The organism is uncultured Catenibacterium sp., assembly GCF_900540665.1.
Classification (GTDB): Bacteria; Bacillota_I; Bacilli_A; order Erysipelotrichales; family Coprobacillaceae; genus Catenibacterium.
In genome coordinates this window covers 20,580-32,002 of record NZ_UQGV01000014.1, presented here as the reverse complement: position 1 = coordinate 32,002, position 11,423 = coordinate 20,580, and the positions used below count along the sequence as shown (strand labels likewise).

Sequence of the window (11,423 nt, the reverse complement as noted above, 5' to 3'; positions counted from 1 at the left end):
TACGAAGTTCAGGGTTACGCTGGATGTCTTTAGCTTTGATGCATTTAAAGTCAACATCTGGATGTTCCACATCTAAAAAATGACAGAATGTGTTAATCAATTTGATGGGCACAAAAGTCAGAGACTCTTTGTCTGTAAATTTCATGTTATCAAGTATCATAATAATGCTCCTTTCTGAGTGTAATTATTTTCTGATAATTTAATTATACAACACATATCTTCAGAATAGAAGATGCGTGTTATAAGATAGATTAATATTGTTTCATAGAACGTGCAATGTCACGTTTGGTCTGTTTCTCTTTTAAGGAATGACGTTTGTCATAATTGTTTTTGCCTTCTGTCTGTTGGTTGGCTTCCTACCAAAGTGCTGCCTATCCTTGATGAACTGTAATCTTGCATTTAAGTGTTTTTCTTTTAAAGTAAAGAATGCTCAATAAGAAAACATATATTAAGGACTGAATCCATTATTGGGTTCAGTCCTTTTAATACTATATTCCTGATACAACTTTAATCATTAATAATACTAATACAATTGGAATTAATGGTTTAATAATTTTAGAACCGTTATTCACAACCATTCCAGCACCTACATAATGTCCTGCAATACTAAAGCATGAAGCAGCAAGTCCTAATCCCCATAGAATCTTACCTGCTAAGATAAATGTAACTAATGCTGAAATGTTTGAAGATAGATTTACTACCTTTACATTTCCTGTCGCCTTGTCTATTGGCATCTTCGCAAACTTAGTAAATACAAGTAATAAGAATGTACCTGTTCCTGGACCATAGAATCCATCATAGCAGCCAATCACAAATGAGCATACAATCGCAATCAAATATTGTTTAGTCTTTGTCATTCCCACTGGAACTTCTACATCCATATTCTTATCTTTTAATACACAGATTGCGACAACTGGTAAAAGAACAACTAATACCATCTTTAGAATATAATCACTCATAATGAGTGTAAGATTTGCGCCTGCGACAGAACCAATGAGTGCGCCAATGACTGTTCCTGGTACAAATCCCCAATCTACTTTCTTATTCTTAATAAGTCTTGCAGTCGATACAACAGTGCCTGTTGAAGATGATAGCTTATTTGTCGCAATTGCAGCGTGTACTGGTATTCCTGCAAACATATAGGCTGGAAGTGAAATCAGACCTCCCCCACCTGCAATTGAATCTACAAAGCCCGCTAGAAATACTAACGGACATACAATGAAATAAATCCCCATTTTCCCTTTTCCTTTACATAAGATATAAGAGGTGAATACCTCGATTCTCTATTGTAGCGATTTAGGAAAGAGATGTAAACTACCTTTTTATCTGAGAAACATTTAATATGTTTTGTTAGACAGTGTCTAGCAAAGTTCAAAACTCTATTTTAAGGTAAAACAAAAACTCCCAAAAGGGAGTTCTTGAATGTCTCTTGTAATAAGTGATAAATAATATTATCGTTTAGAGAACTGTGGAGCACGTCTTGCTTTTTTAAGACCGTATTTCTTACGTTCTTTAACTCTTGAATCACGAGTTAATAAGCCAGCTGCCTTTAATGTTGGTCTGTAATCAGAACCAGCTTCAAGTAAAGCTCTTGCGATACCATGACGGATAGCACCAGCCTGACCTGAGATACCTCCACCATTAACGTTAACTTTTACATCGAACTTATCCTTTGTACCAGTTAATTCTAATGGCTGGTCAACGATCATTAATAATACGTCTGAAGGAAGGTATTCCTTAGCAGCCTTACCGTTGATTTCGCATTTACCAGTACCTGGTGTTAAGATAACACGAGCTACTGAAGATTTTCTACGACCTGTTCCTCTGTACTGTACGTTTGCCATTTATTCTTCCTCCTACTTTAACTTTAATTCTACTGGTTTCTGAGCAGCATGTGGATGTTCACTACCAGCATAAACAAATAATTTCTTAGCCTGCTGTCTGCCAAGAGTGTTGTGTGGAAGCATACCTTTGATGGCAGTTTCTACGAATCCAGTTGGATTCTGTTCCTGGAACTGTCTAGCAGTTTTAACTTTTAAACCACCTAAGAATCCAGAATGGTGATAGTACTTCACCTTGTCTAACTTCTTACCTGTCATTACTACTTTTTCTGCATTAATGATAACTACATAGTCACCAGTATCTACATGTGGAGTATAAGTAGGCTTGTTTTTACCTCTTAATACTGTAGCAACCTGAGATGCTAAACGACCTAATGTAAGACCAGTTGCATCTACAACATACCATTTTCTTTCAATTGTGGCTTCTTTAGCCATTGTTGTTTGTCTCATTCTTTTTTCTCCTTTTAAAATAACCTTACCGGGGTCTTTTTAAAATGATTTTATCCAGGGAAACGTAATGTCCGTTGATAAGGGTCAGACTGTTTCCTGAACAAACAAACTCATGCATTCTTGTATCAAGGTGCAATACCCCTTGAACAGAACAATCTTATTATAGCAACACACGCACTTTTGTCAATGATTAAAAGAAAAATTCTCTTGAATTTTTCTATTGTTTTCCTTTCTTGAATTCAATGTGATCAAGAACGTGAAGATGATATTCTTCGGCTAATTTTTCTAGATAATGATACATCTCATGACTGAGCTGATCTGGTGAATGAGCATCTAATCCGAGAATAATATCATTGCCTATCATAGAGGCAATCTGAAAGAAATAGGCATTAGCATAAGGATAAACATCCTTCCCATTCATCTTCACTTTACCCTTACGTACGCCTCCTGCATTAAGTTCTAGAGGGGTGTTTGTGGCTTTTGCCTTCTTACATATACGTAAGATGACTTCTTTGCTGACATCGTCTATTTTTCCATATCCCATTAAAAAGAGATCAGGATGGGCTATGTAAGTGAATAGTCCTGTATCCATGGCTTTTTCTAATTCTTCTACATAATTAAGTAAATCTTTTTTTGTAAGATTCTTTCTACCATAGTAACAGTCATGGATGCTATGTTTATGGAAATGATGTCCTAGAATCAAATAATCGACTTCTCCAGAGCTTAATAAGTTCTGATAGTAATCTAGGTAGTCTTCAAAGAATTCTGCCTCAAATCCCTTATATATCTTGATATAGTGGAAATGCTTCTGACAGTTGTTAAGCGCATATAGATAATCTTCTTTTTCATCATAAGGCATACGCATCTTAGGACCATTTCTTAAAAAAGCGCCTATACATGATTTAAGACCTTGAATAGAACGAATAGAAGTCAGTGAATGAAGAAGATGAGAACGGTAATGAGGTAAAGCGATATGACAGCTCATACCTAATTCCTGATAGCCTTCATGCAATGCTGCTTCTACCATTTCATATTCATTACCGAATGCATGTCCACAGCGATATGTATGAGTATGATAGTTAATCATTTTCTTCATAATAAACTTCCTGTAAATAAAGGCCTTCTGGCTTTGCCTTGAATAAACATTTTTTCTTTCCTTTAGAGTTAAGCAAGTCTTCTACAAATTCTTTTGTACGCCAATGGGATCCTACTTGAATAAGTGCCCCAGAGATTAAACGGACCATATAGCGACGGAATCCATTGCCTACAAATCTCATTGTAACAATACCATCTTCTTCTTGTATATCAATTGTTTCTATAACACGGATTGTATCTCCTAAACCATTAAAGACACAAAATGAGGCAAAGTCATGTTCTCCTAGAAAAATCTTTGCACACTCCCTCATAGCCTCTATATCTAATGGGCGATTGTGCTGATAGACATAGAGTCTCTCTATTGGGTTATAAGTTTTTGTAGAAACAAGATAACGATATTCTTTCTTTTTGGCACTATAGCGTGCATGAAAAGATTCATCAACTATGAATGAATCCTTGATATAGATGTCATCAGGGAGGAAATTGTTTAAAGCACGGATCCATTGTTTTTCTGGTATTTCTTTATTGATATCAAAATGGAATACCTGTCCTACAGCATGGACACCTGCATCTGTTCTTCCTGATGAATGAATTGTGACTTCTTCATGAGTGATCTTATAAATGGCTTTTTGTATTTCTTCCTGTACTGTACGTTTATCTGGCTGAATCTGCCAGCCATAGAAATGCGTGCCATCATAAGTCACAATACATTTTATTCTCATAGTATAAAGCTCAAAGCTACAACACTTGAAATAACAACAAGTGAGAAAACAAGAGAAAGGGTATCACCTATATTCCACTTTACCTGATGGTAACGTGTTCTTGTTGCTTCTGGGTTATAGTTTCTACTTTCCATAGCGTTTGCGAGATCATCTGCACGCATAAAGGCAGAGATGAATAATGGAATAATTAAAGAGACAATGGCTGATACCTTTTCTTTAAATGTACCTTCCTGGAAATCAACACCTCTAGAGGCCTGTGCTTTCATGATTCTTTGTGTTTCTTCTAATAGTGTAGGAATGAAACGTAAAGCGATAGAAATCATCATTGCGATTTCATGAGTGGGAAAACCAACCTTCTTGAGTGGGCCAAAGAGTTTTTCTAGACCAAGTGTTAAATCTAATGGCTTTGTACAGGCTGTTAGAAGGGTTGTCATAGAGATAATCAAGACAAGACGAATTAGAATATAGGCTGTCTGTTTTAAGGCTCCAGAATAGATTTTAACAGGTCCTAGAGTACATACGACAGAACCAGTCTGTAAGAATAAGAGATTGAATAAGGCAAGAAAAGCCATCATGAAGATCATTGGCTTCATAGCCTTCATAACATCCTTGAATGAAATCTTAGATAAAAGAAGACATAAAATGACATAGGCAGATAAAATACCATAACCAATAAAGCCTGCATCAAAAAATACAGCAATTAAGAATAATAAAAGAAGACCTATTTTTAAACGTGGATCTCTTTTATGTATAAAAGAGTTAAGAGGAAGATAACGTCCAATAATCATACTATCCATTGTATTCTCCTCCTATTGCGTTAACTAACTCATCTATATCTTTGATAGATGGGTTAATGTGGAACCCTCCCATATTGAGTTCCTGAATGAAATCAGTAATAACAGGTAAATCGATGCTCATTGATTCAAGATAGTCTCTTTCACTAAAGAGTTCATCAACCCCACAATAACGTTCTACTTCGCCATGATTCATGACAACAACATGATCACAATATTTTAAGACATGGTTCATATCATGAGAGACCATGATAACTGTCTTACCACTTTTCTGGAACTTCTTGAATAGTTCCAGCATTTCTTTTGCACCTTGTGGATCTAAGCCCGCTGTTGGTTCATCTAATACAAGAATATCTGGCTCCATTGCAAGTATTCCTGCAATAGCCACTCTTCTTTTTTGTCCACCTGATAATTCAAATGGTGATCTTTCAAGATAGCTTTCATCTAGACCAACAAGTTTCAATACCTTATGGGCACGTTCTTTAGCGTCTTCTTCAGACATACCGAAGTTCATTGGCCCGAAGATGATATCTTTTTCGATTGTTTCTTCAAATAACTGATATTCTGGAAACTGGAAGACTAATCCTGCTTTTTTTCTAAGTGGTTTTAGAACTTCTGGTTTTTCTCCAGCACGAATCACAAATTCATCAATATCTACTTCCCCATTTGATGGAAGAAGTAAGGCATTGATATGCTGGATCAATGTTGATTTACCACTTCCTGTATGACCAATCAGCGCTGTAAAAGAACCCTGAGGGATTTTTAGAGAAACATCTTTTAATGCGATATATGAAAATGGAGTATTCTCTCCATATATATAATTTACTTTTTTAAATTTAATTGACATAATTCTTTCACCAGCTTTTCTTTGTTTATGATAGGTTTGATTGGACAGCCTGAATCATGAAGTTTTTTAGAAATCTTATAGGCAAATGGCACATCAAGCCCAATACGTTCTAACTCTTCTTTTTGAGTTAATACTTTTTCAGGTGTTCCTTCATCAATGATACGACCATTGTCTAATAGAATTACATGATCAGAGAGAGCTGCTTCTTCAATATCATGCGTGATAGAGAGAATTGTCATATTCTGAGTTTTGTTGAGTTCATGTACAAGGTTATTGATTTCAATCTTACCACGAGGATCAAGCATACTTGTCGCTTCATCTAATATAATAATAGATGGATGCATTGCAAGTATTCCTGCAATGGCAACACGCTGCTTCTGTCCTCCTGAAAGTTTAGTAGGTTCATGATCAAGAAATTCAGTCATGTTGACTTTTTTTGCATAAGTCTGGATGATATTTTCCATATCTTCTGTAGGAACACATAGGTTCTCTAATCCAAAAGCGATATCATCTCTGACTGTTGAACCAATAAACTGGTTATCAGGATTTTGGAATACTATACCTACCTTTTCTCTGACATCATAAAGATGTTCTTCATCTAAATGAATTCCATCTACTGTGATATCTCCCGTTTTTGGTTCTAGTAAGCCAATGATTAATTTCGCAATCGTACTTTTACCAGAACCATTATGACCTAATACAACTGTATAGCTACCCTTAGGTACTGAAAAAGAAATATGATCAATTGTTTTGGCACCTTCTTCGTACTCAAAACTTAAATTATTTATGTCTACAGCATTAGCCATATTTAGCCTCCTAATTATTAAAACACGTGTTCTAAGTGTATCATTTTATTTTTGTTTCATCAATATATTCATATTCTGAATACTGATCATCTATTTCCCCGGCAATACTTAATTTATGGTTAAGATTCTCTTTATAGTTAAGTGAGAAATAGCAGCTATAAAGAATATCTAAAATACAGGTAATAGATTCAGTGGATGCAAAATCTCCAATCTTAGTATTCAGCATTTCTCTTGAAGAGATTCTTAAGCTGACATCAGATAAATTAACAAGTGTACTTTTAGAGATACTTGTAATCGCAATGATTGGTGTGTGTTTACTCTTTAATTTTTTTGCAAGATGTAATATATGAGTTGTTTCACCAGAATAAGAGATAATAATAGCACAATGGTCAGAACCGCTCATAGACGCCTGCATCAGGTCATTTCCTGAAATCATAACAGTGTCCACTCTTTTCTGGATAGAATACATCTTTTGAGCAAATGATTGGGCAAGATGCTGTTTATTAGGGCGTGTATAAATATCTATATATTGAGCGTCTCTTAAAAGTTTTAAAGCGTTCATCAAATCATCGTGCTTCATTAAATGTTTTGTATCTTCTATTGTTTCTTCGTGTAATTTAAAAATATTATTAGATATAACAGAAATATCATCACTTATAAGAAATGGAATAGATGCATCAATATCCTGAGAAGCATACATATATTCTAATTCTTCTAAGAATGCTTTCTTAAATTGATTCCAGCCTGCATAACCCATTTTCTTGGCAATACGTATTAATAGTGAAGGACTAGTGAAAGTAGCTTCCGCAATTTCTTTAGTGGTCATGTTTTTTATATCCATACCCCTATTTAAAATAAACTGGATAATAAGTGCTTCAGAATCACTGAAGTGTGTTTGTTCAATTTGATGAATGATCATAGTTCTCACCTCTATCGCTCATTATAGAGAAAAGAGGGCTAAAACGCAAAGAAAACAGCTATTAGGCTGTTTTCTTTAAGGTTTCTATCTTTTGTTTGAATTCTTTCAATCGTCTCTGTTCTTCTTGATAATTAGAATAAAGATCATCAACTTCATCTATATAATATTGATTTTTCTCTTTTGAGAAATAATGTCCCATGCTGTTTTTAGCACGTTCTGTGAGTTCTTTTTTTATTGCTTCTAGATTTTCCATATGAGCTATTAATTGATTTCTTTTTGATGCATATGTTTCTTCTAATTCTTCTACATTTATCATAACATCGTTATTTTTATCAAGATCTTTTATATGTTCCTGATCTTTAAAATAACGATTGAATGAATCTTTTGCTCTGCAAATAGCCTTCTTATATAGCTCATCTTTATCATCACACTTCAACTGAGTGGATAATATATGCAGAGATATATTATAGTGATCGGAGGCGGGAGTAAGATTTACTGAAGGTTTAGGACGCTTTTTGCTGACTTGTCGAGGGTCAGTGGAATTTGTATAAGAAGCTTGCTGAAGGCTTTTTATGTTTGATTTCATACTATTGACTCCCTCCTTTCCGATTACAGTTGTATAATAATCAAGAATTAAGATGAATACAACTCTATTTCTTCATTTGTGAACAACATACACAAATGAATTCCCTTACAATGTGAAATTGTGTGAATGTGATTTGAACAAAAAAAATACCAGAATGAATCTGGCATTATTTCTTAAGTGAAGCTAATTTTTTCTTTAAATCCGCAATTCTTACATTTTCTTCTTCATAATCAGCTAACATCTGATTAACAGCATTCTTTGCATATTCAGCAGCATCTTCACTAAATGTCTTATTTAATTTATCAGTTGCTGTATCTTCGATTTCTTTCTTTAATGCATTAAGGTTATCTACATGACCATCTAACTGAGCTTTCTTTTTTTAAATAATCTTCTCGATTTCTTCTGCATTACATACTACATCTTGTTCGTGATTTTCTGGAATGACAGGTGCATCTTTAAAGTAACGATCATAAGATTCTTTTGCTTTTTCAATAATTTTATTAGTATTCATAGTTATATCCTCCATTATTTCTTGATTTCATTGATTTTCTTTTCTAGATCATTAATTCTTTTTCTTTCTTCTTCATAATCAGCCAACATCTGGTTAACAGCTGTCTTAGTATATTCTTCCTTATCTTTAGGGAATGTGTTATTAAGAACCATTGCAGATTCACTTTCAAGTTCTTTCTTAAGTGTATTTAAGTTATTAACATGACCTTCAAGCTGATTTACTTTTTTAGCGATGATTTCTTTCATCTTATCTTTATCAAACACTACATCCTGTCCATGGTTTTCAGGTAATACTGGTGCATCCTTGAAATAACGATCATATGATTCCTTTGCCTGATCTAAAATCTTTTTAACATCTATATTCATAATTGCTTCCTCCTCTTTTCTTTACGAGTTCATCATAGTCTTATGACCAATTATAAACAATGATTTTAAGAGTACTTTAAACTCAGTTAACAAAGAAAAGCACTTACATTTTAGGAATTTGTGAATATCATTTACAAAATAGAGGATAATAAAAACCCCTATGAAATCATAGGGGCTTTGTGATTAGAATAATCCGATGATTGCCATTGGGGCATTGTCACCTTTACGGTTATAAGTTTTGATAACTCTAGTATAACCACCGTTCTTACCTTTGAACTTAGGTGCAACATCATCAAATAGAACCTGTACAGCAGTCTTTCCAGTTGCTGGATCTACTACATTCTGAAGAATAGCAGCAGCCTGTCTTCTTGCATGAAGATCTCCTCTAATACCAAGAGTGATTAATTTATCAACTACTTTACGAACTTCTTTAGCACGAGTAGCAGTTGTTTCAATCTTACCATGCATGATTACATCAGTAGCTAAGTTACGTAACATAGCTTTTCTATGACTAGATACACGGCCTAATTTTCTATTGTTTGCCATTAGTGTACTCCTTCCACAAACTTAGTCCATTGGTTTAAAACCAAGACCTAATTCATTTAATTTTTCTTTAACTTCTTTTAAAGACTTCTTACCAAGGTTACGAACCTTAATCATATCGTCTTCAGTCTTTGAAGCTAATTCTTGAACAGTCTGAATTCCTGCTCTCTTTAAGCAGTTGTATGAACGTACAGAAAGGTCAAGTTCTTCAATAGTCATATCAAGAACCTTGTTACCTGTGTCTTGCTGTACTTCACTCATAACGTCCATATTCATTGCCTGATCAGTTAATTCGACGAACATATTTAAATGTTCAACTAATACTTTTGCAGCAATTGCAAGAACTTCATGAGGTTTAATTGAACCATCAGTTGTAATCTCCATAGTTAACTGATCATATTTTGCTGACTGACCAACACGAGTTGGTTCAACTAAATATGCTACATTAACAACAGGAGAGAAGATAGAATCAGTTGGAATTACGCCAATAGTATTAACGTATTTCTTGTTCTGATCTGCACTCATGTAACCTCTATCTTTATGAGCATACATTTCCATATAGAAATGCTGACCTTCAGCAACATGAGCAATTACTAAATCATTAGAAATCATCTTAACTTCAGAAGGACATTGAATGTCTGCACCAGTTACTGTAGCTGGACCAGTTACATCAATAACCATTGTTACATCTTCATCTGAATCTAATTCAAATACTAATTTCTTAATATTTAAGATAATAGCTGTAACATCTTCTAAGACACCATCAACTGCTGAGAATTCATGAATAGCACCATTAATTTTTACTGCAAATACTGCAGCACCTGGCATTGATGATAGTAATACTCTTCTTAAAGAGTTACCTAAAGTAGTACCAAACCCTCTTTCTAAAGGTTCGATGACAAACTTACCATAATTTTCATCTTCATTGTATGTCTCAACATTGAAATTTGCTTTTTCAAACTTTTGCATTGTTTCCCTCCTCTTTGAGATATTTATTTTATATAAAAGTAATATAAATCAAATTATCCACGAGGACGTTTTGGTGGACGACATCCGTTATGTGGGATTGGAGTAACGTCAGTGATTGCAGTTACTTCTAAACCAGCAGCTGAAAGAGCTCTAACAGCAGCTTCACGTCCTGGACCAGGACCTTTTACACATACTTCAACAGATTTCATACCATGATCCATAGATGCCTTTGCAGCAGCTTCAGCAGCCATCTGAGCAGCATATGGAGTAGATTTTCTTGAACCCTTGAATCCAAGAGCACCAGCGCTTGACCAGCTAATAACGTTACCGTGTTCATCAGCAACTGTTACGATTGTATTGTTGAATGTTGAATGAACATGAGCAATACCTTTTGCTATATTCTTCTTTACACGTTTTTTACCACGTACAACTTGTTTTGCCATTTGTTCTGCCTCCTACTACTTCTTCTTTCCAGCAATTGGAGTAGCTTTACCTTTACGCGTTCTAGCGTTAGTCTTAGTTCTCTGTCCACGTACTGGAAGTCCTCTACGATGGCGAAGCCCTCTGTAGCAACCAATTTCCATTAATCTCTTAATGTTTAACTGAGTTTCTCTACGAAGGTCACCTTCAGTTTTAATATGTTCTACTTCTTTACGAATTTTTGTTTCTTCTTCTTCTGTAAGATCCTTTACTCTAACATCTTCAGAAACGCCAGCAGCTGCTAAGATTTTCTTAGCTGTTGTTGGACCAATACCATAGATATAAGTTAAAGAAACTACCACACGCTTATCGCGTGGGATATCAATACCAGCTATACGAGCCATTGTCTATTGTTCCTCCTAAAAATAATTAACCTTGTCTCTGTTTATGCTTTGGGTTTTCACAGATTACCATTACTCTACCCTTACGCTTGATAACTCTGCACTTATCGCAGATTGGTTTTACAGATGGTCTTACTTTCATCTTGTGTCTGCC

Annotated in this window: 17 protein-coding genes; all 17 read right to left on the bottom strand. The window is 34.7% G+C overall.

Features of this window, described 5'->3' with window-relative positions:
- Window positions 1-488: 488 nt before the first annotated feature.
- On the bottom strand, window positions 489-1,235 hold the full coding sequence (locus QZQ55_RS03375; RefSeq protein WP_117458151.1) for a TSUP family transporter: 747 nt from the start codon (window positions 1,233-1,235) through the stop codon (window positions 489-491).
- A gap of 216 nt (window positions 1,236-1,451) precedes the next feature.
- Window positions 1,452-1,844, bottom strand: coding sequence for a 30S ribosomal protein S9 (gene rpsI / locus QZQ55_RS03370; RefSeq protein WP_006505661.1), 393 nt, complete (start codon window positions 1,842-1,844; stop codon window positions 1,452-1,454).
- A gap of 12 nt (window positions 1,845-1,856) precedes the next feature.
- On the bottom strand, window positions 1,857-2,291 hold the full coding sequence (rplM, locus tag QZQ55_RS03365) for a 50S ribosomal protein L13 (RefSeq protein ID WP_006505660.1): 435 nt from the start codon (window positions 2,289-2,291) through the stop codon (window positions 1,857-1,859).
- Window positions 2,292-2,508: 217 nt separating this feature from the next.
- Complete coding sequence (locus QZQ55_RS03360) at window positions 2,509-3,387, bottom strand: PHP domain-containing protein (RefSeq protein WP_295089851.1); 879 nt, start codon at window positions 3,385-3,387, stop codon at window positions 2,509-2,511.
- Window positions 3,371-4,108: a tRNA pseudouridine(38-40) synthase TruA gene (gene truA, locus QZQ55_RS03355; RefSeq protein ID WP_295089848.1), complete on the bottom strand. Its 738-nt coding sequence runs from the start codon at window positions 4,106-4,108 to the stop codon at window positions 3,371-3,373. Before truA ends, QZQ55_RS03360 begins: the two co-directional genes overlap by 17 nt.
- Window positions 4,105-4,905: an energy-coupling factor transporter transmembrane protein EcfT gene (locus tag QZQ55_RS03350; RefSeq protein WP_295089845.1), complete on the bottom strand. Its 801-nt coding sequence runs from the start codon at window positions 4,903-4,905 to the stop codon at window positions 4,105-4,107. The genes truA and QZQ55_RS03350 overlap by 4 nt, the downstream gene beginning before the upstream one ends.
- Window positions 4,898-5,749 (bottom strand): energy-coupling factor transporter ATPase, encoded by an 852-nt coding sequence (locus QZQ55_RS03345; RefSeq protein WP_295089842.1) that lies wholly within the window; start codon window positions 5,747-5,749, stop codon window positions 4,898-4,900. Before QZQ55_RS03345 ends, QZQ55_RS03350 begins: the two co-directional genes overlap by 8 nt.
- Window positions 5,725-6,555 (bottom strand): energy-coupling factor transporter ATPase, encoded by an 831-nt coding sequence (locus QZQ55_RS03340; protein ID WP_295089839.1) that lies wholly within the window; start codon window positions 6,553-6,555, stop codon window positions 5,725-5,727. The genes QZQ55_RS03345 and QZQ55_RS03340 overlap by 25 nt, the downstream gene beginning before the upstream one ends.
- 40 nt (window positions 6,556-6,595) lie before the next feature.
- Entirely contained in the window at window positions 6,596-7,474 is an 879-nt protein-coding gene (locus tag QZQ55_RS03335; RefSeq protein WP_295089837.1) for a MurR/RpiR family transcriptional regulator, read from the bottom strand.
- Window positions 7,475-7,535: 61 nt separating this feature from the next.
- Window positions 7,536-8,060 carry a hypothetical protein gene (locus QZQ55_RS03330; RefSeq protein WP_295089834.1) on the bottom strand — a complete coding sequence of 175 codons (525 nt, stop codon included), beginning with the start codon at window positions 8,058-8,060 and terminating at the stop codon, window positions 7,536-7,538.
- Between the two features lie 379 nt (window positions 8,061-8,439).
- Window positions 8,440-8,571, bottom strand: coding sequence for a hypothetical protein (locus QZQ55_RS03325; protein WP_295089831.1), 132 nt, complete (start codon window positions 8,569-8,571; stop codon window positions 8,440-8,442).
- A gap of 14 nt (window positions 8,572-8,585) precedes the next feature.
- On the bottom strand, window positions 8,586-8,936 hold the full coding sequence (locus QZQ55_RS03320) for a hypothetical protein (protein ID WP_295089829.1): 351 nt from the start codon (window positions 8,934-8,936) through the stop codon (window positions 8,586-8,588).
- 183 nt (window positions 8,937-9,119) lie between these two features.
- Entirely contained in the window at window positions 9,120-9,482 is a 363-nt protein-coding gene (gene rplQ, locus QZQ55_RS03315; RefSeq protein WP_006505650.1) for a 50S ribosomal protein L17, read from the bottom strand.
- A gap of 21 nt (window positions 9,483-9,503) precedes the next feature.
- A complete protein-coding gene (locus QZQ55_RS03310) occupies window positions 9,504-10,448 on the bottom strand; it encodes a DNA-directed RNA polymerase subunit alpha (RefSeq protein WP_295089826.1) in 945 nt (314 codons plus the stop codon).
- Between the two features lie 53 nt (window positions 10,449-10,501).
- A complete protein-coding gene (gene rpsK, locus QZQ55_RS03305; protein WP_006505648.1) occupies window positions 10,502-10,891 on the bottom strand; it encodes a 30S ribosomal protein S11 in 390 nt (129 codons plus the stop codon).
- Window positions 10,892-10,906: 15 nt separating this feature from the next.
- A complete protein-coding gene (rpsM, locus tag QZQ55_RS03300; RefSeq protein ID WP_006505647.1) occupies window positions 10,907-11,272 on the bottom strand; it encodes a 30S ribosomal protein S13 in 366 nt (121 codons plus the stop codon).
- 25 nt (window positions 11,273-11,297) lie between these two features.
- Window positions 11,298-11,411: a 50S ribosomal protein L36 gene (rpmJ, locus tag QZQ55_RS03295; protein ID WP_006505646.1), complete on the bottom strand. Its 114-nt coding sequence runs from the start codon at window positions 11,409-11,411 to the stop codon at window positions 11,298-11,300.
- Window positions 11,412-11,423: the final 12 nt, after the last annotated feature.